26 protein-coding genes, 1 other RNA gene and 1 other annotated feature are annotated in these 26,260 nt (G+C 38.0%); of the genes, 20 read left to right on the top strand and 7 right to left on the bottom strand.

The window, feature by feature from the left end:
• Positions 1 to 77 precede the first annotated feature (77 nt).
• Positions 78 to 296: a binding site (T-box leader), on the top strand.
• A 44-nt stretch (positions 297 to 340) separates the two neighbouring features.
• The gene (tyrS, locus tag RCG25_RS06675; protein ID WP_308082886.1) at positions 341 to 1,594 is read left to right on the top strand and encodes a tyrosine--tRNA ligase; all 1,254 of its coding nucleotides are present in this window, start codon (positions 341 to 343) and stop codon (positions 1,592 to 1,594) included.
• Positions 1,595 to 1,686: 92 nt separating this feature from the next.
• Here the strand turns inward: tyrS and rpsD are convergent, their stop codons facing one another.
• Positions 1,687 to 2,289, bottom strand: a complete 603-nt coding sequence (rpsD, locus tag RCG25_RS06680; protein WP_308082887.1) for a 30S ribosomal protein S4 — start codon at positions 2,287 to 2,289, stop codon at positions 1,687 to 1,689.
• Between the two features lie 400 nt (positions 2,290 to 2,689).
• On the opposite strand from rpsD, the gene RCG25_RS06685 reads away from it, so the two are divergent.
• Positions 2,690 to 4,093: a sensor domain-containing diguanylate cyclase gene (locus RCG25_RS06685; protein WP_308082888.1), complete on the top strand. Its 1,404-nt coding sequence runs from the start codon at positions 2,690 to 2,692 to the stop codon at positions 4,091 to 4,093.
• 102 nt (positions 4,094 to 4,195) lie between these two features.
• Positions 4,196 to 5,380, top strand: a complete 1,185-nt coding sequence (gene megL / locus RCG25_RS06690) for a methionine gamma-lyase (RefSeq protein WP_308082889.1) — start codon at positions 4,196 to 4,198, stop codon at positions 5,378 to 5,380.
• A gap of 28 nt (positions 5,381 to 5,408) precedes the next feature.
• Here the strand turns inward: megL and RCG25_RS06695 are convergent, their stop codons facing one another.
• The gene (locus RCG25_RS06695; protein WP_308082890.1) at positions 5,409 to 5,891 is read right to left on the bottom strand and encodes a GAF domain-containing protein; all 483 of its coding nucleotides are present in this window, start codon (positions 5,889 to 5,891) and stop codon (positions 5,409 to 5,411) included.
• Between the two features lie 157 nt (positions 5,892 to 6,048).
• On the opposite strand from RCG25_RS06695, the gene refZ reads away from it, so the two are divergent.
• From refZ to rarD, 7 genes are all read left to right on the top strand, one after another.
• The gene (gene refZ, locus RCG25_RS06700) at positions 6,049 to 6,681 is read left to right on the top strand and encodes a forespore capture DNA-binding protein RefZ (RefSeq protein WP_308082891.1); all 633 of its coding nucleotides are present in this window, start codon (positions 6,049 to 6,051) and stop codon (positions 6,679 to 6,681) included.
• A gap of 169 nt (positions 6,682 to 6,850) precedes the next feature.
• Positions 6,851 to 8,539, top strand: a complete 1,689-nt coding sequence (gene ezrA, locus RCG25_RS06705; RefSeq protein WP_308082892.1) for a septation ring formation regulator EzrA — start codon at positions 6,851 to 6,853, stop codon at positions 8,537 to 8,539.
• A gap of 122 nt (positions 8,540 to 8,661) precedes the next feature.
• On the top strand, positions 8,662 to 9,804 hold the full coding sequence (locus RCG25_RS06710; protein WP_308082893.1) for a cysteine desulfurase family protein: 1,143 nt from the start codon (positions 8,662 to 8,664) through the stop codon (positions 9,802 to 9,804).
• Positions 9,805 to 11,016 carry a tRNA uracil 4-sulfurtransferase ThiI gene (thiI, locus tag RCG25_RS06715; RefSeq protein ID WP_308082895.1) on the top strand — a complete coding sequence of 404 codons (1,212 nt, stop codon included), beginning with the start codon at positions 9,805 to 9,807 and terminating at the stop codon, positions 11,014 to 11,016.
• A 100-nt stretch (positions 11,017 to 11,116) separates the two neighbouring features.
• Entirely contained in the window at positions 11,117 to 11,323 is a 207-nt protein-coding gene (locus RCG25_RS06720) for an alpha/beta-type small acid-soluble spore protein (RefSeq protein WP_308082896.1), read from the top strand.
• Positions 11,324 to 11,470: 147 nt separating this feature from the next.
• Complete coding sequence (gene mbcS, locus RCG25_RS06725) at positions 11,471 to 13,057, top strand: acyl-CoA synthetase MbcS (protein ID WP_308082897.1); 1,587 nt, start codon at positions 11,471 to 11,473, stop codon at positions 13,055 to 13,057.
• 319 nt (positions 13,058 to 13,376) lie between these two features.
• A complete protein-coding gene (gene rarD / locus RCG25_RS06730) occupies positions 13,377 to 14,309 on the top strand; it encodes an EamA family transporter RarD (protein WP_308082898.1) in 933 nt (310 codons plus the stop codon).
• A gap of 232 nt (positions 14,310 to 14,541) precedes the next feature.
• Here rarD and RCG25_RS06735 read toward each other — a convergent pair whose 3' ends face one another.
• Positions 14,542 to 15,345, bottom strand: coding sequence for an NAD kinase (locus RCG25_RS06735; protein ID WP_308082899.1), 804 nt, complete (start codon positions 15,343 to 15,345; stop codon positions 14,542 to 14,544).
• A gap of 239 nt (positions 15,346 to 15,584) precedes the next feature.
• Between RCG25_RS06735 and RCG25_RS06740 the strand changes: the two genes are divergently transcribed.
• From RCG25_RS06740 to RCG25_RS06770, 7 genes are all read left to right on the top strand, one after another.
• The gene (locus RCG25_RS06740; protein WP_308082900.1) at positions 15,585 to 16,277 is read left to right on the top strand and encodes a DUF2953 domain-containing protein; all 693 of its coding nucleotides are present in this window, start codon (positions 15,585 to 15,587) and stop codon (positions 16,275 to 16,277) included.
• Between the two features lie 17 nt (positions 16,278 to 16,294).
• Positions 16,295 to 16,783, top strand: a complete 489-nt coding sequence (ytfJ, locus tag RCG25_RS06745; protein ID WP_308082901.1) for a GerW family sporulation protein — start codon at positions 16,295 to 16,297, stop codon at positions 16,781 to 16,783.
• Between the two features lie 157 nt (positions 16,784 to 16,940).
• Complete coding sequence (gene tpx / locus RCG25_RS06750; RefSeq protein WP_308082902.1) at positions 16,941 to 17,441, top strand: thiol peroxidase; 501 nt, start codon at positions 16,941 to 16,943, stop codon at positions 17,439 to 17,441.
• A gap of 106 nt (positions 17,442 to 17,547) precedes the next feature.
• Positions 17,548 to 18,531, top strand: a complete 984-nt coding sequence (locus RCG25_RS06755; protein WP_308082903.1) for a class I SAM-dependent methyltransferase — start codon at positions 17,548 to 17,550, stop codon at positions 18,529 to 18,531.
• A 242-nt stretch (positions 18,532 to 18,773) separates the two neighbouring features.
• On the top strand, positions 18,774 to 19,961 hold the full coding sequence (locus RCG25_RS06760; protein ID WP_308082904.1) for an acetate kinase: 1,188 nt from the start codon (positions 18,774 to 18,776) through the stop codon (positions 19,959 to 19,961).
• Between the two features lie 120 nt (positions 19,962 to 20,081).
• Positions 20,082 to 20,924: an EcsC family protein gene (locus tag RCG25_RS06765; protein ID WP_308082905.1), complete on the top strand. Its 843-nt coding sequence runs from the start codon at positions 20,082 to 20,084 to the stop codon at positions 20,922 to 20,924.
• Positions 20,921 to 21,433, top strand: coding sequence for a MogA/MoaB family molybdenum cofactor biosynthesis protein (locus RCG25_RS06770; protein ID WP_308082906.1), 513 nt, complete (start codon positions 20,921 to 20,923; stop codon positions 21,431 to 21,433). Before RCG25_RS06765 ends, RCG25_RS06770 begins: the two co-directional genes overlap by 4 nt.
• Before the next feature lie 39 nt (positions 21,434 to 21,472).
• Here RCG25_RS06770 and RCG25_RS06775 read toward each other — a convergent pair whose 3' ends face one another.
• Both RCG25_RS06775 and RCG25_RS06780 read right to left on the bottom strand, forming a co-directional pair.
• Positions 21,473 to 21,787 (bottom strand): hypothetical protein, encoded by a 315-nt coding sequence (locus RCG25_RS06775; protein WP_308082907.1) that lies wholly within the window; start codon positions 21,785 to 21,787, stop codon positions 21,473 to 21,475.
• Between the two features lie 134 nt (positions 21,788 to 21,921).
• The gene (locus RCG25_RS06780; RefSeq protein ID WP_308082908.1) at positions 21,922 to 22,368 is read right to left on the bottom strand and encodes a universal stress protein; all 447 of its coding nucleotides are present in this window, start codon (positions 22,366 to 22,368) and stop codon (positions 21,922 to 21,924) included.
• A gap of 107 nt (positions 22,369 to 22,475) precedes the next feature.
• Here RCG25_RS06780 and RCG25_RS06785 point away from each other — a divergent pair, with 107 nt between their 5' ends.
• The 3 genes from RCG25_RS06785 to ald all read left to right on the top strand — a co-directional run bounded on the left by RCG25_RS06785 (position 22,476) and on the right by ald (position 24,709).
• Positions 22,476 to 22,664, top strand: coding sequence for a hypothetical protein (locus RCG25_RS06785; RefSeq protein WP_308084113.1), 189 nt, complete (start codon positions 22,476 to 22,478; stop codon positions 22,662 to 22,664).
• Between the two features lie 391 nt (positions 22,665 to 23,055).
• A complete protein-coding gene (locus RCG25_RS06790; RefSeq protein ID WP_308084114.1) occupies positions 23,056 to 23,394 on the top strand; it encodes a hypothetical protein in 339 nt (112 codons plus the stop codon).
• Between the two features lie 193 nt (positions 23,395 to 23,587).
• Entirely contained in the window at positions 23,588 to 24,709 is a 1,122-nt protein-coding gene (gene ald, locus RCG25_RS06795) for an alanine dehydrogenase (protein ID WP_308082909.1), read from the top strand.
• 108 nt (positions 24,710 to 24,817) lie between these two features.
• Here the strand turns inward: ald and ssrS are convergent.
• A non-coding RNA gene (gene ssrS, locus RCG25_RS06800) (6S RNA) lies at positions 24,818 to 25,014 on the bottom strand.
• A 56-nt stretch (positions 25,015 to 25,070) separates the two neighbouring features.
• Positions 25,071 to 26,168, bottom strand: coding sequence for a M24 family metallopeptidase (locus RCG25_RS06805; protein ID WP_308084115.1), 1,098 nt, complete (start codon positions 26,166 to 26,168; stop codon positions 25,071 to 25,073).
• Positions 26,169 to 26,260: the final 92 nt, after the last annotated feature.

Here is a 26,260-nt window from a genome sequence, read left to right on the forward strand (position 1 = left end):
TACATTTTTCTGAAATTTCCAGTGGATGTTTGACATGCTCTTTGAAATGTGATAAAAAAAGCTATAGTTAATTTTAATAAAAAGCTTTGACAGGAACAAACTGTAGTTCTTCTATCCCTGTTTCTAGAGAGTCAGCGGTGGTGCAAGCTGACACAAATAGAAGAATGAATTACCTCCTCGAGCTTTCTCTGTGAACACACTGCTTAGTAATGGAGAACGGTCAAAACCGTTATTTTTTTCGAGTTGGAGGAAAGTTCCTCAAGCTGGGTGGTACCGCGTAAATTTACGTCCCTGCATATTTGCAGGGGCGTTTTTATTTTTATTTTTGGAGGGGATTAAAATGGATTTATTACAGGATTTAACCTGGAGAGGCATCATCTACCAGCAAACGGATGAAGAAGGATTAAAGGACTTATTAAGTAAGGAAAGCATTTCCCTTTATTGCGGAGTAGATCCAACAGCAAATAGTTTGCATATTGGGCATCTAGTTGCGTTTCTAACTTTAAGAAGATTTCAACAGCACGGCCATCGACCTATAGTGTTGGTCGGAGGTGCAACAGGATTAATTGGTGATCCTAGCGGGAAAAGTGAAGAGCGTAAATTGCTTACTTTAGAAACCGTTCAGGACAATGTTGCAGGGATTCAAAAGCAGCTATCCTCTATTTTTGACTTTGACGGTGAAAATGGAGCGATTATGGTTAATAACTATGATTGGGCAGGTTCAATGGATATTGTAACCTTCCTGCGTGATATCGGTAAGCATATTGGTGTCAACTATATGCTTGCAAAAGATACAATCGCATCTCGTCTTGAGACGGGAATCTCTTTTACTGAATTTACTTACACGATTTTACAGGCAATGGATTTCAATCATCTATATGACCACCATAATTGTAAATTACAGATTGGCGGAAGTGACCAATGGGGGAATATTACTTCAGGTCTAGAGTTAATCCGTAAAATGCATGAAGAATCAAAGGCATTTGGATTGACGATTCCGCTTGTAACGAAGGCTGATGGAACGAAATTCGGAAAGACAGAAGGCGGTGCCATCTGGTTAGACCCAGAAAAGACGACACCGTACGAATTCTACCAGTTCTGGATCAACACAGCAGATGCGGATGTTGTGAAATACTTAAAGTACTTTACATTCCTTTCACACGAAGAAATTGAACAATTGGAACATAGTGTTCAAGAAGAGCCGCATCTTCGTAAAGCACAAAAGACGTTAGCGGAAGAAATGACTCGTCTAATCCATGGTGAAGAATCTCTACAGCAGGCCATTAAGATTTCCCAAGCCTTATTCAGCGGGGATGTGAAAAATCTTTCTGCTGCTGAAATTAAGCAGGGCTTTAAAGATGTTCCGTCATTTGATGCAGGCGAGGAAGATGGCAACCTGGTTGACTTACTAGTTGCTGCAAAAATTTCTCCTTCTAAACGTCAAGCTCGTGAGGATATCACCAATGGAGCAGTCACGATAAACGGTGAAAAGATTACCGACACGGCTTATGCCCTTCAGGAAAATGATCGAATCGACGGTCAGTTTACCATTATTAGAAGAGGGAAAAAGAAATACACATTAATTAAATATTAATAGTAAAGGGCTTTGAGGAATCAGAGCCCTTTTTCTTGAAGAGAAATATAAAAAAAGTCCTCATACCAAATGGTATGAGGACTTTTTTACTATTAACGTGAGTAGAACTCAACGATAAGAGCTTCGTTAATTTCAGCAGGTAACTCAGAACGCTCAGGTAAGCGAGTGAAAGTACCTTCTAATTTGTCAGCATCAAATGTTAAGAAATCAGGTACGAAGTTTGTCACTTCGATTGCTTCTTTAATAACATCTAGGTTGCGTGACTTTTCACGAACGCTGATTGTTTGACCAGCAGTTACACGGTAAGATGGGATATCTACGCGTGATCCATTAACTAGGATGTGACCGTGGTTAACTAATTGGCGAGCTGCACGACGAGTGCGAGCAAGACCTAAACGGTAAACAACGTTATCAAGACGTGACTCAAGTAACGCCATGAAGTTTTCACCGTGGATACCAGATAATTTGCCAGCTCTATCGAAAAGAGTACGGAATTGGCGCTCGTTAACACCATACATGTGACGAAGCTTTTGCTTCTCTTGTAATTGTAATCCGTATTCAGAAAGCTTTTTGCGTTGGTTTGGACCGTGTTGTCCAGGAGCGTAAGGACGCTTTTCTAATTCTTTACCTGTGCCGCTTAGAGAGATTCCAAGACGACGAGATAATTTCCAGCTTGGGCCAGTATATCGAGCCATGAATGACTCCTCCTTAGTGTTTTTATTTTGGTAAAATAAAAACCGGTATGAGACTCGTTGACAGTCATTTTGTTTTCATGCACCTTCGCCCTAGCAGCTAAGGGTTACAAGATACACCATCAAATGAGATAGCAAAACTCTCATGAGGAACAAAATGAGACTATTCAAGTGAACTCAATAGGCTGCAATATTTTACACAAAGAGTATTATATTATTTTTATTACTCTAAAGTCAAGTATATTTTTGTTAACTCAGAGTTCGAGGAATGACATTCAAACATGTTTGTAAAAAAAATTAATAAATTATTCAAAAAAAGTATATCAATTGCTAACATAAATTAACTATAATTAGGTTGCGATGTATATATTTGGGATTTTAGCTAAAGAGGAGAACAAATATTTTGGACATAGTTGATTTTAGAAAATTATATGGAATATCAGAAAAGCTACATTCGTTTTTAGATGAAGAAGGTCTTCTGAGCGAACTATTGGTTATTCTTAAAGAAGAATATCCAAACTTTTCATATTTCCTGTTATTGTCACAGACTACCTACAAACATAGCGACCTCCCAGTCATTGACCTGGAATATGATAGTGAAAATATTGCAGCAACAACAGCGTATTTATCAGGTAATGTTCAATATGAGTTTTCTCATACGGAAAAGAGTACCATACTTTATGCACCTTTAAAAGGCAAGCAGGGGGTTTATGGGGTATTACAGATTATTGCACCTAATGCTCAGGATATTCCGACTAAAGAAGTGGAATTTATGACCTTGTTGGCAGAAAGTGCAGGAGCCGCTCTCGAAAATGCCCACCACTATCAGCAGTCAAGAAAGACCATTTTAGAGCTTCAATTAATTAACGAAACTTCCTATCGTTTAAATTCTAACCTGCCATTAGCTGATACATTGACATTTATGGCAGAACAAATTAAATCTTCCTTTAATGCAAAAGAGGTTGGTTTCTTTTTAGGCTCTACTGAGAAAGCCAAGGTCAAAATACTCCCTGGTTCCACACCCTTCTTTTTTTCAACAACTGCTCAAACCTATATAGAATACATAAAAGGAAAATTAAATACTGAAAATGATCCACTATTATTTGGGGATATAAGTCTTCCGCTTACCAATCCTAGTACATGCTTTCATTCCATAATGGTTGTACCATTAGTACTTGGTAAGAATTTAAAAGGTTTTTCAATGATCATGCAGGAAAAACCCTATTTCTTTTCTTTTGAGACATTTCAACTTCTTCAGACATTAGTACATCATTTATCGCTTTCCCTAACCAACTCCATGTTGAGAGAGGAACTCAAGAAATTAGTTACCACTGATCATCTAACAAAGCTCCATTCACGTAATTATTTAGATGAAAAAATTCAGACTTCTATGAAAGTAGATAGTGAAGGAACCTTTATTCTTATTGATATTGATAATTTCAAGGAAATCAATGATACCTACGGTCACCAAATAGGCGATGAAATACTTATACAAGTCGCAAATTTCATTAAAGGAAATATCAGGGGGAATGATGTGGGAGCACGCTGGGGCGGAGAAGAACTCGCCATCTATCTCCCCAAAGTTCCTTTATCATCCGGAGCGGTTATCGCTGAAAGATTAGTGACAAAGGTATCTGAGAGTTCTAACCCTCACATTACTGTGTCGTGTGGTGTTTCCTATTGGAATAGCGAAAAACCTGATACGTATCAATATCTATTTAAAAGAGCAGATGAAGCATTGTACCACGCAAAAGGCACGGGGAAAAATAAAGTAGTTACACAAGCTGACAATAGTAAAGCAAGTTAAGGGGCTGAAACTTGACAGAATTCAGCCCTTAACGATTTTTACATACCCATCATAGTTTATAAGTAAAAAAATGATAACGCTTACAATTAGGAGGAGTCTACATTGAAAGATAAAAAACCTCGTTTTGAAACTGAAGTCATTCATTTTGGCTATCATGCGGAAAATCATCAAGGAAGCTTAGTTCCCCCGTTATATCAAACATCCACCTTTACCTTCGAGAGTGCGGAGCAAGGGGAAAGTAGGTTTGCTGGGAAAGAAGAGGGATATATTTATTCAAGATTAGGAAATCCCACCGTAAAAATTCTGGAAGACAGAATGGCTGCACTTGAAAAGGGGGAAGCTGCTTTAGCTTTTTCGTCAGGCATGGCTGCCGTGAGTGCAGTGCTAATTGCTTTAACAAAATCAGGTGACCACATTCTATGCTCTCAGGGTGTTTATGGTTGTACATTTGGATTGCTCGAATTATTACAGGAGAAGTATCATATTGAACATGATTTTTCACTAATGGATACAAGGGAGACCCTTGAAAACCAAATTAAACCAAATACAGCTTGTATCTATATTGAGACTCCCATTAATCCAACAATGAAGCTTGTTGATCTTCAAATGGTTGCAGATGTGGCGAAAGAAAAGGGAATTCCCGTAGTAGTGGACAATACGTTTTGCTCTCCTTATTTACAAAATCCAATTAGAAATGGCTGCGATATTGTCATACACAGTGCAACAAAATATATTTGCGGACATGGCGATGTCATCGCTGGAATCGTGGTTGGAGGAAGAGAGACTATTAACCAAGTTTCAAGGACAACTCAAAAGGATATAGGGGGAATTATCTCGCCATTCGATGCGTGGCTGTTGTTACGGGGGTTAAAATCGCTTCCGGTACGGATGGATCGCCATTGTGAAAATACAACTGTCTTATTTGACTTTCTTAAACAACATCCGAAGGTGGATGCTATTTATTATCCCGGGGATTCAGAGCACCCTGATTACTCAATAATGAAAAAACAAATGAAAAAACCAGGAGGGCTTATATCATTTTCGATTAAGGGAACGAAAGAAACGGCTCAAATGTTTATGAATCAGCTCAACTTAATTAAAATTGCGGTCAGTCTTGGGGATGCAGAGACATTAATTCAACACCCGGCTACCATGACACATGCCGTTGTTCCAGACGAGGAACGGTTAAAAATGGGGATTAATCAAACCTTGCTTCGTCTTTCAGTGGGTCTTGAAGCCTGGGAGGATATTAAAGAAGATTTAGAGCAGGCATTTGATAGGATCTAAAAAAACTCGCCTAAGCGAGTTTTTGTTTTTACAGATAGGTAACGAGAATTTCTACGAATTCTTCAAGTTTTTGTTGGTCGAGCTTATCAAACCGATTTAATTCAGGAGAATCAACATCTAAAACGCCGATTAATTGCTCTCCTTTTAGCAGTGGAACAACTATTTCTGATTGTGAAGCAGCATCACATGCAATATGACCTGGGAACTGATTCACGTCTTCAACAAGAAGGGTTTCCTTTTTTAATGCAGCAGTACCGCAAACACCCTTGCCAAGAGGGATGCGTATGCATGCTGGGAGTCCTTGGAAGGGACCCAACACTAGTTCGTCATTCGTATCTAGTAGATAAAATCCTACCCAATTAACGCGGTCTAGAAATTGGTTCAATAAGGCAGAGGCATTGCTAAGATTGGCAACTTGATTTTTCTCATCGTGAAGGAGAGCCTGTAATTGCTTCTTAACAAGTTCATAATTTTCTTCTCGATTTCCGGTGTACATTTCGACGTTAAACACGGTATTTCACCTTTTTCTCTTATAATTTATATTTTATTTTATCAAAAATCAGAGAAAATGAGCATACTTTGTCGATATTTTCTTAAAGGAATCAATTGTGACACCAAGAATCATTATGATAAGGGGATTATGGGAATTACCTGAAGGGGGAGAATGGATGAAGAAAAATGCAAAAGAAGCAATTGTTAAGGCCGCTATCACGTTATTTAATTCCAATGGGTACTCAGGAACGTCAATAAGGGAAATTGCTCATGCAGCTAATGTAAATACCGCAACGATTGCCTATCATTTTAATAATAAAACAGGTCTCTTAGAATATTGCTTTATGCATTTTTTTGAACAGTACACCCGAAAGATGGAAGCTGCTTATGCATCTATTGATAGAGGGGCAAAAGAGTGCTTAAAACGTGTGGTATCTGATTTGCTCCATTACCAATGTGAGAACTACCAGCTTGCTAGTTTCATTTACAGGGAGATGTCGATGGATTCCCAAGTAGTAAGGGAAATCATGTCCACCTATTCTTTAAAAGAAAAATATTATTTTCAAAAAATATTTGAACGGGGTTTTGAATGGCATGAATTCAGACCACATTCCATTCCTTATTTAATTATACAGCTAAAAGGATTAATCATGATGCCGTTTATGAATAGCAATTATATGAGAGAAGTACTATATGTATTTCCGAATGAGCCATTTTTCGAGCAGAAATATCTTAAGGATCTTCACTTATGGATTGATAAAACACTTTGTTCAGACATACCTATCAAAAAGGGAGCAGTACTAAAATAGCGGTAATCGCTATTTTTTTTTTATTTTACAAAAAAATTGAAAATAATAGTCAAAAAATGTCGTTTACATGGTATCATAAAAGCATTGAATTGAACTTAATGAGTTTTTCTAAAATAGATGATTTGAATACATAGTGGAATCAATGTTGTTTGAAATAGGGGGCTTACTTGTGAAATTTATCATTGGATTTTTCATCCTATTATTAGCCTTATTTATAGTGGGATATTTAATAAAGAAAAAGTATTTTAAAGAAATGGATCGATTGGAAGCGTGGAAAATCGATATTATGAATCGTCCCATACTAGATGAAATGTCGAAAGTTAAACAGTTAAATATGACGGGTCAGACTGAGGAGCTTTTTGAGCGTTGGCGTAGTCAGTGGGATGATGTGGTAACGGTTCAGCTTCCTGATTTAGAAGAAATGCTTTTTGATGCAGAAGAATATATAGATCGCTATAGATTCAAAAAGGCAAAAGAAGCCCAACAGGCGATTAATACGAAGCTAATGGAAACAGAGGAACAAATTAAAAAGGTACTAGAAGAGCTGCATGAACTAGTGGGCAGTGAAGAAAAGAACAGAGTGGAAATTGAGGAACTTAAGGAACTTTATAGAGAATCAAAAAAAATGTTACTTGCTCATCGTCATAGTTTTGGTAAGTCTGAAAAGCACTTAGAAGCAAAACTAAATGAAGTGGCACAGAAGTTCCAGGAATTTGATGAAAAAACGGAGCTCGGTAATTATCTTGAAGCTCGAGAAGTAGTTTTACTTATTCATAGTCAGCTTGGAACAATCAAGAACCATATGGATTTAATTCCTCAGCTTTTAATTGAAAGTCAATCTCTTCTTCCAAATCAGCTAGCAGATTGTCTTGAGGGCTATCGAGAAATGACAGAGCAGGATTATCACTTAGAGCATTTAAATGTAACCACTGAAATACAACGCCTTGAAGAGAAAATTGCTGAAAATATTCGCTTGATTGAAACCACCGAAATTGAAAAAGCAGAAGAGGGCATTAAGGAAGTAAAGGATCGAATTGATATTCTTTTTGACCTCTTGGAAAAGGAAGTACACGCAAAACATTATGTCATGAAAAATAATAAGGTTGCTGCTGAACAACTTGCTTCTGCTCAAGAGGAAAATAAGAATCTTTCAAATGAATTAATTCATGTTCAAGCGAGCTATCAATTATCAGATAGTGATTTAGAGGTTCAAAATAATCTAGAAAAAGAACTTTCAACGGTGTATAAGCATTATGAAATTTTGGTTGAAAAGTTAAAGATGAATGAAACGGCTCAATCAGCGATTAGTGAAGAATTAAGTGAGTTAAAAGACCAACTGGATATGATATGTGAAGGGCAGCAAGCTTTTGCCCAAAAACTTCAAGCCTTGAGAAAGGACGAACTTGAAGCAAGGGAAAAAATTAAGGAACTTACCAAGAAAGTAGCAGAAACTGTTCGTCTTGTTTCAAAGAGTAACGTTCCTGGGTTGCCTGAGGATTATAAATATTTAATAGAAGATACAAACGAAAGCATCAATAATGTCCGATACCAACTTGAAGAAAAGCCTCTAAATATATCTGCTCTAAATCAGTATTTAGAAATTGCAGTACTGACAGTTGAAAAACTTGTAAATTCAACGATTGAGCTTATTGAGAATGTCACTTTAGCTGAAAAAGCAATTCAATATGGAAATCGTTATCGTAGCCACCATCCATCAGTTGCTAAAGGATTAGCTGATGCTGAAACGGCATTCAGACAGTATGATTTTCAAGAAGCTTTAGAACAGGTAGCGGCATCTTTGGATGGGGTTGACCCTGATGCGTTAAAGAAGATAAAGGCTACAATTGAAATGGAATAAAATGATAAACCGATTTAGCAATAGCTAGGTCGGTTTTTTGTATAATATTATTTTTCAAATGTTTCGGTTTTTATGTTAAGATTTTATTTTGTAAGTTCGTCTTCTTATGGAGGGGAAAGTTAGTGATTTATTTAGATAATAGTGCAACGACAAAGCCATATAAAGAGGTACTTGAATCTTATGTTACTGTTTCAAGTGAATATTTTGGAAATCCCTCTTCATTGCATGGATTGGGAATACAGGCAGAAAAGCTGTTAACTCATGCGAGGGAGCAAGTGGCAAAGCTTTTAACTGTAGAACCTAATGAAATTTACTTTACTTCAGGTGGAACAGAAAGTAACAATATAGCGATAAAAGGTGCGGCATTATTAAATAAAAAAAGAGGTCGTCACCTTATTACTACAAGTGTGGAGCACGCCTCTGTTCGTGCAGTTATGGAGCAGTTGGAACAGAATGGATTCGATATTACCTATCTCCCTGTCAATCCTCAGGGGAGGGTGAGTGTGGAAGATGTTGAAAAGGCCATTCGCAAGGACACCATCTTAATTTCGATTATGCACGTTAACAATGAAGTGGGTACAATTCAACCGATTAAAGAGGTAGGAGAAATGTTGAAAAAATACCCAACCATCCTTTTTCATGTAGACGCTGTCCAAGGTGTGGGAAAGGTTCCTCTAGCTATTCACCAAAACAGAATCGATCTTTGTTCCTTTTCTGCTCATAAATTTCATGGACTTAAAGGGACAGGTGCTCTTTTTATTCGAGAAGGGGCCAAGCTTGCCCCTTTATTATCGGGTGGGAATCAGGAAAGGACTATTCGAAGCGGGACAGAAAATGTGGCAGGTGCTGTAGCAATGGCAAAAGCACTTCGGATGACCTTGATGAAAAGTGAAGCAGGTATAGCAAAAATGAAGACCATCCTGAGCATGCTAAGAACAGGGTTAACTAACATAGAGCAAGTAACTATTCATACTCCTGTAGAGAATGCAGCTCCACATATATTAAATATATCGTTAAAAGGATTGAAGTCTGAGGTATTAATTCATACCCTTGAGCAGGAAGAAATATTTGTTTCAACAACGAGTGCGTGTTCGTCAAAGAAGAAATCACCAAGTGGTACATTGCTTGCAATGGGTGTGCCAGAAGAGAAGGCAGACAGTGCGATTAGGATAAGCTTATCCTTTGAAAATACGCCTGAGGAGGCGCAAGTAGCGATTGAAGCTATAAATAAAGCTGCTAAACATATACGAAAGGTTATGAAATAAATGAAATATGATCGTATACTCATACGTTATGGAGAAATCTCAACCAAAGGACGGAATCGTCATAAATTTGTAGAAAAACTTAGAAGAAGTGTTGTTAATTCACTTACTTCCTTTCCAAATATTAAAGTTGAAGCAAGTCGCGACCGGATGTATGTCATTTTAAATGGTGAAGACGGAAAGGAAATAATTGAAAAGCTAAAGGGGATATTTGGGATTCAGTCCTTTAGTCCTGCGATTAAGGTAGAAAGAGATGTAGAAAACATCAAACAAACCACTTTGGAGCTAGTAAGTTCAATATTTCGTGCAGGGCAGACCTTTAAGGTTACTCCTAAGCGTTCTGACAAGACCTTTGAATTGGACACAGACGGAATTAATCGAGTCATAGGGGCACATCTGCTAAAGAATATCCCAGGTCTCAAAGTGAATGTGAAAGAACCCGATATCAATGTGAGAATCGAGGTTAGACAAGAAGCCGTTTATTTATCTTGTGAAACCATACAAGGTGCGGGGGGACTGCCGGTTAAATCAGCTGGCAAAGCAATGCTGATGTTATCTGGTGGGATTGATAGTCCAGTTGCAGGTTATTTATCGATGAAACGGGGATTAGAAATTGAAGCTGTCCACTTTTTTAGTCCTCCGTTTACAAGTGAGAGATCAAAAGAGAAAGTAATCGATCTAACTAAAAAACTAGCGGAAATTTATGGATCGCTGACACTTCATATTGTGCCGTTTACAGAAATTCAGCAGGCCATTAAAGAGCAAGTTCCTGAAAACTATACTATGACTACGATGAGAAGAATGATGTTGCGTATTACGGATGAAATTCGAAAGCAACGAGAAGGTTTAGCGATTATTACCGGAGAAAGCCTAGGTCAGGTAGCTAGTCAGACGTTAGAAAGTATGTTTGCCATAAATGAAGTGACGAATACCCCTATTTTACGTCCCTTGATTTCGATGGACAAAACCGATATTATAAAAATCGCGCAAGAAATAGATACTCTTGAGATTTCTAATCGGCCGTTTGAAGATTGCTGTACGATTTTTGTACCTGCTTCTCCAAAAACGAAGCCAAGAAGAGAAAAGGTCCATCGTTATGAAAGCTTTGTTGATTTTGAAAAACTGATTGAGGAAGCTGTACAAAAAATTGAAACTCTTAATATAACTACGGATGATGCTCATGATTTACACTCAGAGTTTAATGCATTATTCTAATAAAGGAAATTAAGAATTTTTTGTGAACATTTACCATTTGTAAGATAGAATGAAGAACCTCACTTCTACACATTCTATACTCACAAGGAGGTGATATCACATGGCTAGAAGCAACAATTCTAATCAATTACTAGTTCCTGGTGTTGAGCAAGCTCTTGACCAAATGAAATACGAAATTGCTACTGAATTTGGAGTACAACTTGGTGCTGATACTACTTCACGTGCTAACGGATCTGTTGGTGGTGAAATCACTAAGCGTTTAGTCGCTATGGCTGAACAACAATTAGGCGGCGGATTTGCTCGTTAATCCAAAACAAAATACGATGGCTACAGAGAGTGGGATTTATCCCGCTCTCTTTTTTGTGGAAAATTACTCTTAAGGGAATAATAATTTTAAATTTTTAAATAATTTTGTATAATAAGGTTTGTGGGATATTTGTAAAGGGGGAGAACGATGAAAAGGGAAGATTTGATTGCACCTGAAAAGTATAATCTTGTTTCTGAAGTAGAACGTTTTGCAAAAGATCCAAACAAAGTAGCATTGAAATGGGAAAGTGAGTTTGGGGAGACAAGGCAGGTTACATACGAGAATTTATTGAAGCAAGTAAATCAAGCAGGCAATGTTTTTATCGAAAATGGCTTAAAAAAAGGCGATGTTGTTCTTGTTATTGTACCGCGTCTCATTGAAGCCTACGTAGTCTATTTAGCTGCATTAAAAGCAGGAATGGTTGTTATTCCAAGTTCTGAAATGTTAAGGGAAAAAGATTTGCAATACCGAATTACACATGGCGATGTGAAGGCGGTGGTCAGCTATTATCCATATGTAGACCAATTTAAAAACATAAACGAAACACAACCAATTGTAAAGTTTACAATTGGGGCAGAGGAAGAGGGCTGGATTCATCTAGATGCAGAAATGAAACAGGCAAAAAATGATTTCCTACTTGCAGATACATTAAGAGATGATATGGCGTTTTTATCTTATACTTCTGGTACAACGGGAAATCCGAAAGGTGTTGTCCATACCCACGGTTGGGCGTTTGCTCATTTAAAGACCGCTGCACCAAAATGGCTTGCTATTGAAGAAGGGGATACCGTTTGGGCGACGGCAGGTCCTGGCTGGCAAAAGTGGATATGGAGTCCGTTTTTATCAGTACTTGGTTCAGGGGCAACGGGGTTAGTATATAACGGAAAATTCGAGCCAAAAAATTATTTAAGCCTTTTGCAAAAATATGCAGTTAATGTATTATGCTGTACACCAACTGAGTACCGCTTAATGGCGAAGGTAGATAATTTAACTGATTATCAGTTACCAAACCTTCATAGTGCGGTATCTGCTGGGGAGCCATTAAATCGTGAGGTTATTGATACGTTTAGGAAATATTTTAACGTTGAAGTTCGTGATGGTTATGGTCAAACGGAAAACACATTGCTTGTAGGTGTAACAAAAGGAATGGAATTGAAACCAGGATCAATGGGAAAACCAACGCCTGGAAATAGGGTGGAAATTATTAACGAAGAAGGCCAGGTGTGTGCCGTTGGAGAGGTTGGAGATATTGCTGTCCACGTAGAAACACCGGCATTATTTAAAAATTATTACAAAGATCCTGAAAGAACCGCTATGCAATTCCGTGGGGATTATTATGTAACGGGTGATAAAGCTAAAATGGATGAAGATGGATATTTCTGGTTTGAAGGACGCGGGGATGATATTATTATAAGCTCTGGCTATACCATTGGACCATTCGAAGTAGAGGATGCTCTAGTTAAGCACCCATATGTTAAGGAATGCGCAGTGGTGGCTAGCCCAGATGAAATTCGGGGATTCATTGTTAAAGCATTTGTTGTCTTAAAAGAGGATGTAGACCCTGCTGACCCAGAATTAACAAAAAACCTGCAGGAACATGTAAAAACATTAACTGCACCATATAAATATCCTAGAAAAATCGAGTATTTAACTGAGCTTCCGAAAACGACTTCAGGAAAAATCCGTCGTATAGAGCTTAGGCAAAAAGAGTTTGCAGCGGCTAAACAGGTTTAATGAAAATAAAGCAGGCGGTGGCTACCGTCTGCTTTATTATTTTCAAGGCGCTGTTAAACTTGCCTGTTGATTTCCGCTCCAGGCACGAGCGGTTCGTGGGTGTTTCGGCGAGCCTCCTCGGCGCTTGCGCCTGCGGGGTCTCCCCTGAACCATACTCCCACAGGAGTCTTCGTGCCTTCCGCTCCAATCAACAGGGTGTATAAATCAACACTGTTCTTTAACACAGCCATTTTCAAGTCAAATTAATCCCCTATTTTAAGTTATTCGGGTTATAATAGAGATTATTTCGATACTAGAAAGAATAGGGGCTCGAGAATATATGAAACGGACGGAACTTCAGCAGGGAGCCATCCATGCCGGCTTTTCCTATTTACTTTGGGGATTATTGCCGATTTATTGGAAGTTTTTAGACCAGGTTAATGCACAGGAAATACTGGCGAACCGAGTATTTTGGTCATTTATTTTTATGATTGTAGTGTTGATTTTTACAAAAAAGTGGGAACTGTTTGTCCAAACGTTTAAAGGATTTGCTCAAAACAAAAAACAGCTGTATGCATTAACGATTGCTTCACTACTAATAAGTGTCAATTGGTTTGTTTATATTTGGGCAGTTAATAGTGGGCATATGATTGAAGCGAGTTTAGGGTATTATATTAATCCACTTGTTAGCATCTTATTAGGAATGGTGGTTTTGAAGGAGAAATTAACGATTTATCAATATATCTCCTTTGTTCTGGCTGCCGTTGGGGTTGTCATTTTAACAGTAGCCCATGGTGCATTTCCTTGGATTGCAATTACCTTAGCTGTATCGTTTGGCTTGTATGGATTAGCAAAGAAACTGATTAATGTTGAATCTGCAGTGGGATTGACTTTAGAAACCATGGTGGTTGCCCCAATTGCTGCTATTTATATGATAATCTTATTTAGTCGTGGTGCGAATACTCTTTTCTCTTCAACTTTGGGAACGGATTTACTTTTAATTGGAGCAGGAGTAGCAACCGCTGTGCCTTTGCTTTATTTTGCAAAAGGAGCTCAGAAAATCCCATTATCCCTATTAGGGTTTTTACAATATATTGCACCTACACTTACTTTGATTTTAGGTGTTTTTGTGTATAATGAACATTTCTCGAAGGTTCAGCTTTTGTCATTTATGTTCATTTGGTCAGCGTTAACTATTTATTCGCTTTCTAAAACAAAGCTGATTTCGGAAAAGGGTTTGAAATGGCGGAGAGAAAAGAGAACAAGTATGTAATATAAGGGGCAGACTCCATATAAGATGAGTCTGCCTTTTATTATTATGACCATGTTAAACTTGCCTGTTGATTTCCGCTCCAGGCGCGAGCGGTTCGTGGGCGTTTCGGCGAGCCTCCTCGGCGCATGCGCCTGCGGGGTCTCCCCTGAACCGTACTCCCACAGGAGTCTTCGCGCCTTCCGCTCCAATCAACAGGGTGTAAAATCAACACTGTTCTTTAACACAGCTATAATTATAAATAGGTTCTTTTTACTTTTTCCCAGAAGGAGTTGTCTTTTAGTTTTAATGTTTTTAGCTTTTTATCACTAATTTTTACTTGGATTTTATCAACATGGCGGATGCTTAAGGCTTCGTTATCCATGCCCATGGTTGGATGATCATTTCCTTCAGAAATGACTTTAAGTGTCAGGGTACGCTCACTTCCTAAAATAAAGGAAGCGCCGAGTGTCCGGTAACGATTGGTATTCACTGACGCAACCTCGCTTACCTGCATACAAGATAATAGAGGATCGACTACTGAACCATTTACTGATTTATTATAGGCTGTACTTCCTGTTGGTGTTGCAACAATTAAACCATCTCCGCGAAAGGTTTCGAAATGTAATTGGTCGACAAATACATCCAAAACAAGTGTTTTAATGATAGAAGATCGAATGCTGAACTCATTCAAACATGGGAACGTCCCTTGGCCATCAACAGTTACTTCAATGGTTGGATAGCGACGGACCTCAATATGTTCATTAGTTGTAATGGCTTCTATCATTTTTGAGGTATCACTGATTCGAAAATCACAATACATACTTAAACTATTTTTAGTGGAGATTCCCATATAAAGACAATCATCACGAAAGCCTGTTTTTCTAACAGCTTGCAGAAAGGTCCCATCATCGCCAATACTGGCAATAATATTCGCTTTCCGATAATCATTTACCATGGTAAAACCGTAGCGGTCAGCCAATTCAAAAAGTGGAGCGGCTTTTGAAAGCATGTCTGCATCACGCTTATGATAAAAATAAATGTTACGTCTTAATTCCATAAATTGTGCCTCCTTTAAATGTTGGTGAAAATATTTATTATTAAAAATTAAACACTGATAAAATTAGGTTAGTCTGAAATTAGTTTAGCATTTTTTAGAGACATTATGAAAGCAGTTACAACCTATTAGATAAAAGAAAGAGGGGAAAAGAACATTGTAATGACCTGTCAACAACAAGTTGGCAGGTTTATTTTTTTACGATAAGCGAATAATAATAGGCTGAAAGGTGGTGAAGGAATTTGGTTTGGGTCCTGATCATTGTATCAATAATAATGCTCTTATTCGTCCTACTTATTTTTTCTAAATTAACGATTCTTTTAAATTACTACCATTTTAATGACAATGATGACTTGAAGGTAGAGTTTCGGTTATGGTTCGGATTAATTAAATACAAAATAGATGTTCCCTTAATAAAAATCGATGATAATTCCCCTAGCATTATTGTTAAGAGGAAGAAGAAAAAGGAAAATGAAAAAACGAAAAAAGACAATGTGTCAGTGAACCAGATTGATAAAAGTGATGTTATGACAAGTTTCAATAATACAAAAGAACTGCTCGAGCATGTGTTTAAGCTGCACCTGATTGTTAGGAAGTTTTTTAAAAAGGTATCTATTAAAAAGCTTGAATGGCATACGATGGTTGGAGTAGGTGATGCAGCGTATACGGGTATCATAACTGGAGGGCTATGGGCGGTTAAAGGAAGTATAATAGGACTTCTCAGTCATTACCTTGCCATGAAACAAATTCCGGAATTATCAGTTACCCCTCATTTCCAAGCTGCTGTCATTCAAACACGATTTACAGGTATTTTTCAGTTCCGAATCGGGCATGCTATTCTCGCAGGATTAAAGCTGATTAAATTCTGGAAGGGCGGTAAACCGCACTTAAAAAGTAAAGAAAAGTATGCAAATGAAAAAACTAATTCTGTTTGAAATAGGAGGAAAGATCCATGTCCGACCATCCAATTCAAGGTTTGATGACAACTGCAATGGAAAGTTTAAAAGAAATGATTGATGTAAATACCATTATTGGGGATCCTGTTGAAACCCCTGATGGTAGTGTTATTTTAACAGTTTCTAAGGTAGGGTTTGGATTTGCTGCTGGTGGTAGCGAGTTTAAATTAGATAGCGGCCAGTCTCAAGCGCAGAGCCAGGGCCAGGGTCAGAGTCAAGGCCAACCGAAGCTTCCGTTTGGTGGAGGAAGCGGGGGGGGTGTATCCATTACTCCAATCGCCTTTTTAATTGTTAACTCAAATGGGGTTAAGATGCTACACCTGGATGAAAGCACTCATTTATACGAGAAAATATTGGAGCTTGCTCCACAAGCAGTTGATAAGATTCAGCAAATGTTCTCGAAGAAAGATGAGAACAAACAACAGCAACAAAATCATCAACAGACCCAACAGTCACAGCAGCATAAACAAGAGCTTGAGTTTTAAATGAATGGGTTAATCTTCTCTTTAGGGAAGGTTAACTTTTTTCTTGATGCTCAATAATTGCAAAATAGAATTTGAAAAGATATATTTACACTGTACATATTAAAGCAAATTCATCTTTTTCATGTATTGCTTTAACACGACAAAGGAGGATGTAAGGATGGCAAATGTAACTTTTAAGGGTAATGCAGTAACATTGTTAGGGAATGAAGTGAAGGTAGGAGATAAGGCTCCAAATTTCACAGTATTAGCTAATGACTTATCACAAGTGACTTTAGACGATACGAAGGGACAGGTTCGTTTAATCAGTGCAGTACCTTCTCTAGATACTGGTGTTTGTGATGCGGAAACACGCCGTTTCAATGAAGAAGCTAATGGTTTAGGGCATGTTAAGATCTTAACTGTAAGCGTGGACCTACCATTTGCTCAAAAACGTTGGTGTGCAGCAGCAGGAATTGAAAACGTTCAAACCTTATCTGATCACCGTGATCTTTCATTCGGAGAGGCATATGGCGTTGCGATTCAAGAATTAAGACTATTAACTCGCGCTGTGTTCGTAGTAGATTCTACAGATACAGTGACATACGTAGAATATGTGAGTGAAGCAACGAATCATCCTAACTATGAAGCGGCAATTGAAGCTGCTAGAAATGCAAAATAAAATAGGAATAACAAGGCCTCGGCATTATGGCGAGGCCTTTATACTTGTTTAAAAAATACATACTCGTATAAAATGAATAAGGAAATTTAGTAACGGAGGGGAATAGATGAAAATTTCTCCAATAGAGCAACTATTTACTGTATTTAATGAAACGGCACTTGTTTTACAAGAGGAATTGTCTTGTAGTTATCTGGAGGCATTAGCCGAAACAGGAGAAAACATGTTCCAAGGCACAATTCTACAGGATGAGTTAAGTGAACTAACTACAAAAAGGTTAAAAAAGCAGTACGAAGAAATCCATTTAGACAAGTATTCCAAGGAAGATATACGTAAAGCCTACCAGCTAGTTATTTTAAAAGGGATGAAGGAAAATGTTCAACCCAATCACCAAATGACTCCTGATACGATTGGACTACTGGTAGGATACTTACTTGACCGATTTGTAAAACAATCCACGTTTAGGCTTCTCGATCCGGCGGTTGGAACAGGGAATTTACTAACGACTGTTTTAAATCATGTGCCTAAAGAGATAACCTCAATAGGAGTAGATGTCGATGATATTCTCATTAAACTTGCCTATGTAAACGCGAATTTACAGGAACATCCAATTCAGTTATTTAATCAGGACGCCTTAGAGCCTTTATTTATTGATCCAGTAGAGGCTGTAATAGCTGATTTACCTGTTGGATTTTATCCAAATGATGTACGGGCAGCAGATTATCAATTAAAGGCAAATACTGGACACTCGTATTCGCATCACTTATTTATTGAGCAAAGTGTACGACATACAGTACCTGGTGGATATTTGATCTTCCTAGTTCCAAGTGGTCTTTTTGAAAGTGAACAAGCAGCACAGCTTCATGAATTCTTAAAAGAACATGTAATCATTCAGGGTCTTCTACAATTGCCTGAAACAATGTTTAAAAATAAAAGTGCAGCTAAAAATATTTTCATTTTGCAAAAAAAGGGTGAGGGGATTCAGCCTCCGAAGCAGGCTATGCTCGTAAACCTACCGAGTCTGTCAAAGCAGTATGAAATGGACCGAATCTTATCACAAATTGAAAAATGGTTCCAAGAAAATAAAGGATAAAATCGGTGAAAAATCCCGATTTTATCCTTTATTAGTTTTAGTAAAAAAGAGAGAAAAATTTGAATATAATTACATTTGCTCTGTAACCGTTGTCAAGCAATTTATTCCTTGTAATGTCCTAAATTCAGTGATTAAATGAGGAATTGAGGGAAATAAACAAGGTCGGTTTGCGCAAAATAAAAGTGTACTTAACCAAAATTGTATATTCACGACGTTGTTATATAAAAGGAGCGGTAAGCTAAATGGCAAAAATTATTGCAATCAATGCGGGGAGTTCTTCCTTAAAGTTTCAATTATTTGAAATGCCAAGTGAAGAAGTAATTACAAAAGGTCTTATCGAAAGAATTGGATTAAGCGATTCAATTTTTAATATTACAGTTAACGGTGAAAAAGTCCAAGAAATAACCGATATACCTGATCATGAAATAGCAGTAAAAATGTTATTAGATAAATTAACTACACTAGGTATCATTCAATCACTTGATGAAATTGAAGGAATTGGTCATCGTGTTGTACACGGTGGTGAAGCATTTAATGACTCTGTAATAATTACAGATGAAGTTTTAAATAAAATCGAAGAACTTTCGGAGCTTGCACCACTGCATAATCCAGCAAACTTAACTGGAATCCGTGCATTCCAAAGTGTACTTCCAAATGTACCAGCGATTGCTGTGTTTGATACAGCTTTCCATCAAACAATGCCGGAAAGTTCTTTCCTTTATAGCCTTCCATATGAATACTACAAAGAATACGGTATCCGTAAATACGGCTTCCATGGGACATCTCACAAATATGTTTCACAACGTGCAGCAGAATTACTAGGTCGCCCAGTTGAACAACTTCGTTTAATTTCTTGTCACTTAGGAAATGGTGCAAGTATTGCAGCTATCGAAGGTGGAGAATCTATCGATACATCAATGGGCTTTACACCACTTGCAGGTGTAACAATGGGTACACGCTCAGGTAATATTGACCCTGCTTTAATTCCATATATCATGGAAAAAACGAACCAGACTGCTGATGAAGTTCTAGATGTATTAAATAAGAAGAGCGGTATGTTAGCTGTTTCTGGATTCTCAAGTGACCTAAGGGATATTGAAATTGAAGCCAAGAAAGGCAATGAGCGTGCACAGCTAGCATTAGATGTATTTGCAAACCGAATTCATAAATATATTGGTTCATACGCGTCCCGTATGTATGGTGTAGATGCGATTATCTTTACTGCAGGTATTGGTGAAAATAGTGATACCATTCGTGAAAATGTGCTAAAAGGTCTTGAATTTATGGGTGTATATTGGGATCCTGCTCTTAACAAAGTAAGAGGGGAAGAGGCTTTCATTAACTATCCTCACTCTCCAGTTAAAGTTATTATTATCCCAACTAATGAAGAAGTAATGATCGCGCGCGACGTTGTTCGCTTAGCACAATAACTCTCTTCAACTTAAATCTCCAAAGAGGCAAAAGCTAACAATAAATGGCTTTTGCCTTTTTAACGTTCTCTCGCTTTATGCTATACTGTTAGGAGAAGCATGTTGGAGGAGGTTCATACGATGCCATATACAGACCGGGAAACTAAAGTATGGAATGAAATAAGCGAATGGGAAAAGAATCTATTCAATTACGAACCAAATGACATTCAATTAACTTATGAAAAATATTTGGAGCGTTCTTTCTCCTTATTGCCTGAAACAGTTCAGAAGCAATTTTTTTCCCTTGTTGATACATGGCTGTTCCATTTGCATGGTATGATTCAAGGCTCTCAGCTTCAAATGGATGCAAAAGAAAGAATTCTTTCATCTGGAAGGGTTTTTATCCCTAATTTAGAAAATATATCAGACTTAAAAAATTTGGATATTAATCAATTACAATACATAGCAGAACAGCACATTGCTAGGCATCGCCTTTATTCCTTAGCTCAAGGAGGATTAGCGGGAACCGGAAGTTCCTTGCTTTTGGGGATGGATATCCCAGCAATGGCCGTTATTAATTTGAGGGTTGTCCAATTAATAGCCATGACTTATGGATATGAAGTTAACACTCCTTATGAAATGATGACATCCCTTAAGGTATTTCATATAGGTACCTTGCCTCCTAGAATACAAAAAGAAGGCTGGATCATGTTAAAAGATGAATTAGAAAAGTACGATAATCCGTATTTTTATGAGGGGACAGAAGAGATTTCCAATATCACCTGGCTTGAACAACCCTTGCAACAAGTATTTAAAGCGATGGTTATTGCCTTGTTTCGGAGAAAGATGATTCAAGGGATGCCGCTCGTCAGCATAGCCATTGGTGCAGGAGCAAATTATCAGTTAACGAGGAAAGTAACGGAATTAGCTCATAAATATTATCAATACCGCTATCTAAAAGAAAAAGAGGAGTTTCAAATATGAGCACGCAGGAACATAAACGGGAAGCCCCTAAGAGTATTAATTGTAAGATAATCACAGTCAGTGATACAAGAAATAAGGACACAGACAAAAGTGGTAAGCTGATGATTGAATTGCTTGAGCAGTCCGGACATCAAATTTCTGATTATGTGATTGTAAAGGATGAAGCAATCCCAATTCAAGATGAAATTTTAAAAGCCTGTAACCGGGAAGATATTGACGCTATTCTTATTAATGGCGGGACGGGGATAGCCAAGCGGGACGTCACAATTGAAACAGTCAAAAGCCTTCTTAATAAAGAAATTGTTGGCTTCGGAGAATTGTTTAGGATGTTGAGTTATCAAGAAGATATCGGTTCTGCAGCAATCCTTTCAAGAGCAATTGCTGGTGTAGTGAATAATAGGGCGGTATTTTCTACCCCTGGTTCCACTGGTGCGGTAAAGCTTGCGATGAATAAATTAATTTTGCCCGAATTAGGGCATGTGGTAAGAGAAATAAAGAAAGATTTGTAATAGAGAGAAAGAGGATGACGATTTAGTGTCATCCTCTTTTTAATGATGAGCTTTTGTGGAAAGTGTTTGGTTTGCTCTATACCAAAGCCATAAGTCATTGATGATGGAGGCAAGTTCTGCAATTTCTTTGTTCAGTTGACAAGAACGAATGAAGTCACTTTCATCAGAAAGCTCTGCTTGTTTATGATTAATTTGATCTTCTAGGTCTACAATTCGGTCAGGAATTGAGCCGCGTATTTGTTCCCAATGAAAAAGAATATCTTGTTGAGTATCTTTGCTATGTTGTTCCCAATCTACTGTTAAGTTAGGAAGAAAGATACCTAGTCGCTGATCGAAAGAAAAATGGTCCTTCATTTGGCTGCCTCCAAGCTGTGTAATAATTTTTATTTTACTACAAATAGTTGTTTCCTACCTATCATAACTCTTTTTCAATGGAATAAGTGAAAAAAGGACATGCAGTAAATGCTGCATGCCCTGTTATTTATTGTTTATTCTTTTTCAGTTCGAACTACTAGAACATCACATGGTGCATATCGTGTAATATGTTCTGATACACTACCGATAAAGAATCTTTCTACTACATTCATTCCTGTGGCACCACAAATTATTAAGTCAACATTATGTTTTTTTGCCACATCTCTAGGGATTCGAACCTTTGGAGAACCGAATTCAATTTCATATTGAACCTCTTTTACACCTGAATCAACAGCTTGCTTTTGATAGTTATCTAGCATGTCTTTTGCCAGCTTTTCTGCGCGATCGCCAATAACGGTGTCATAGGCTTCGATTAACGCGAATGACCGAGTATCTATTACATGAACTAGAAGTAAGGCAGCATCATTTCTTTTCGCGATTTCAATACCCTTTCGTAAGGCCCAATCTGCTTCTTTCGATCCATCAATAGCGACTAAAATATTTTTATATTTGAGTCCCATGATCATCATCTCCTTACCTAAATTATACATTATTTAACAACGAATAACTGTTGCAATTTTTCGAACAATAATGAAGTAGTAGCTTAGAATGAAAGGAGATTTGCGTGATGGAAAAAAGAAATCCAAATAACCAATATTCATTTGAATTCGATGAACAAGGTTCGAATGAAGTAAGTCAACAGATAATGAATTCCTATAATAGCGGTTTTATAGGAGAGGGAGCGGCAGTAGCCGACCAAGCTGATTTTAACGCTGCCACTGCATCAGTAGATACTGACGGGTACACAGAAAGCTAGGCAATAAGATGTTCGAACGAAGGCTGTCCATAATAGGATGGCCTTTTCTTTGTTCCAGGAAATTATAAAAAGGTCCGAGTGTTGATAACTGAACTAGTTGTCTGAATCTAGCTCCAGCGCCTAACCCCTCGGGTCAAATAACCTTCGGCAAGAAAAGTCAAAAGGCGGACTTTTCCCGCCGAAGAACATTTGCCTGTCGGGGCTGAACGAGGCGCTTCCGCCTTTTGTTCTTGTTGCAAAAGGTATTTAGTAGACATATATCTAGGAATTTTCCTTTATGAGGGGCATTTACCCAAGAGTTTCCCGTTAGATATGCATATTCTTTAGTGTGTGAAGTAAATAAAATGAGGAGGAATAAACATTGAGTACTGAAATTTATGGAATGCCTGCGATGAACCAAGCGGATGAACGGATCCGTCCTGGTTTTGGTGGATTTGGACATTTTGGTGGTGGATTTGGTCGCCCTGGATTTGGCTTTGGAGGCTTTGGCCGTCCAGGATTTGGGTTTGGTGGTTTCGGTCGTCCAGGATTTGGCTTTGGAGGCTTTGGCCGTCCAGGATTTGGATTCGGTTTTGGCCGTCCATGGGGCTGGGGCTTTGGTGGATTCGGATTACCGTTCCTGGGTGGATTAGCTGCAGGGGCGTTATTATCAGCTCCTTATGGTTATGGATATGGATACCCTTATTATGGTTATCCTTATTATGGAGACCCATATTACCCTTATTATTAAATTGCTAGAAAAAAGCTTTGTCGTTAATTTAGCGTCAAAGCTTTTTTAAGATTAAGGGAATTTGTGGTTATTTGAAGAACTTATACTAGAATAAGTTTGGGTAACTCCTATTTTTTTGGTAAAATAAAATTGCTTTTACTTTCGGAATTATTTGAACTATTTTCTACTGCTTATATTAATTGGAGGTATGGACATGCGAATCGGAATACCTAAAGAGATAAAAAATAATGAAAACCGTGTAGCAATGACGCCTGCTGGAGTGGTCAACCTTGTGAAATTTGGCCATGAGGTCTTTATTGAGAATGGAGCTGGTTTAGGCTCTGGTTTTTCAGATGAAGACTATAGAGATGCAGGAGCAAAGTTAGTAGAAACACCAGCCGAAGCATGGTCCATGGAAATGGTCATGAAAGTTAAGGAACCACTTCCAAGCGAATATCAATATTTTCGCGAGGGATTAATCTTATTTACATATTTACATTTAGCTCCGGAACCTGAACTGACTAAAGCACTAATTGATAAAAAAGTTATAGGGATTGCTTATGAGACAGTTCAGCTTCCTAATCGAAGCCTACCATTATTAACGCCAATGAGTGAAGTGGCTGGGAGAATGGCCGCACAAATTGGTGCCCAATTCCTTGAAAAAGTTCACGGAGGGATGGGAATTTTACTATCCGGTGTTCCCGGTGTACAAAGAGGGACTGTTACGATTATTGGCGGTGGAGTTGCTGGTACCAATGCAGCTAAAATGGCGATTGGATTAGGGGCAAAAGTGACCATTATTGATTTAAATCCAGACCGCCTTCGTCAATTGGATGATATTTTCGGATCTGATGTGACAACATTAATGTCGAACCCTTATAATATTGCAGAAGCAGTGAAAGAATCTGATCTAGTCATTGGAGCAGTTTTGATTCCAGGTGCAAAGGCACCAAAACTTGTTTCTGAAGAAATGATTAAGACCATGAAGTCGGGGAGTGTTGTTGTTGATATCGCCATTGATCAAGGTGGTATTTTTGAAACAACAGATCGTATAACTACGCACGATAATCCAACGTATGTAAAGCATGGTGTAGTCCACTATGCAGTGGCCAATATGCCTGGAGCAGTACCGCGAACATCGACTATTGCATTAACAAATGTAACCGTTCCATATGCGGTTCAAATTGCGAACAAGGGCTATCGTAAGGCATGTTTAGATAATGAGGCCTTGCTAAAAGGAATTAACACATTAAACGGCTATGTGACTTATGAAGCAGTCGCAGAAGCACACGGCCTTGAATTCTTAGATACAAAAACATTGTTAGAGAAACAATAATAAATTATGTTGCAGAAGAGGTGGTCCGGAAGCCCGCCTCTTCTTTTGTAATAATTGTAGTAAACAAAAAAACCAGCTTCTAGTCAGAAACTGGTTTTGAGTGCTAAGTATGTAGCCGCCATTGCCGTAAGAAATATAAGAAAGTTTTAAACCACCACTCCTCAAAGTGGGTGTTTTCAGAAGCTTTTCTGCGTGTCCTCCATGTCTTATAGACAAAGGCTTGTCATTCCAGCTTCAATGGTTAAACTCCCTATTACAGCTTAAAGGTTAAAACTTTATTATGATTACGTACAACGCAGCTTGTATTAGTATATTACCTCAATTAAAACAAAAATACAATGCTAAAATCATCCAAATCTGCCTACTTCACAATTTGCAGTTCTTTTGGGAATTTGGTTAAAATCTTTGCCCCATCAGCAGTAATAAACACATCATCCTCGATACGCACTCCGGCTACATTAGGGACATAGATTCCTGGTTCAATGGTATAAACCATTCCTTCTTCAATAATCAGTTGATTTGTCTCGGTTAAGGATGGATATTCATGAACACTAATTCCTAGGCCGTGTCCAAGACGGTGTGGAAAATATTCACCGTATCCTGCTTCAGCGATAATACGACGAGCAGTAAGGTCAACGTCTGCTGCACTCACACCAGGTTTACTTGCTTCAATCGCTGCCAATTGGGCTTTTAACACTGTATCATATATTTCTTTTTGCTTGTCGTTAATGTCACCATATGCAACGGTTCTTGTGATATCTGAACAATAGCGATCCACAACTACACCCAAGTCAAATAAAACTAAATCACCTTTTTGAATTTTAGTAGTGCCTGGATTACCATGAGGAGAAGCAGCATTCGCACCAGTTAGAACCATTGTTGAAAAAGACATCTCAGTCACGCCTTTTTGCTTTAAGGCAAACTCTAATGCATTAAGAATTTCTAGCTCTGTTTTCCCTTCCTTGATTTCATTAACCCCGAATTCAACCGCATAATCAGCAAGTGCACAAGCCTCTTCGATAATTTTTAATTCGGAAGCATCTTTGACCATTCGAAGGAGTCTTAATTTTTCCTCACCTGAAACAAAAGTGGAATGAGGGAATAATCGTAAGAGCTGTTCATACCGCTCTACATTCATATGCTCTTTCTCGATAGCAACCTTTGACACGCGATCCATTCTTTTATTGATAGATTTCAAAATCATTTCCCATGGATTATCAATGTCACTATAGCCGATTAATTCATGATCCCATCCAGATCGTTTAGCATCATGTACTTCCATCCCTGGGCAAACTAGGAACGGCTCTTCCTCTTGGAACACAGCGAGGGCGAGTAAGCGTTCATGTGGATCGGTATAGTAGCCGCTTAAATAAAATACATTTTCGGAAGAAGTAACAAAACTGACTTCAATGTCATTCTCCTTCATCCATGCTTGCAGTTTGTTCAATCTTTGATTCATCATTTCTCCCCCTAATTTCAAATCCAATTTGAGAGTAACAATATAAATTTGAATTGTAAACTATCTGAGGTTATCTTGTGCTAAAACGGGTG

Origin of the sequence: Neobacillus sp. PS2-9 (assembly GCF_030915525.1) — a bacterium.
Taxonomy (GTDB): domain Bacteria; phylum Bacillota; class Bacilli; order Bacillales; family Cytobacillaceae; genus Neobacillus.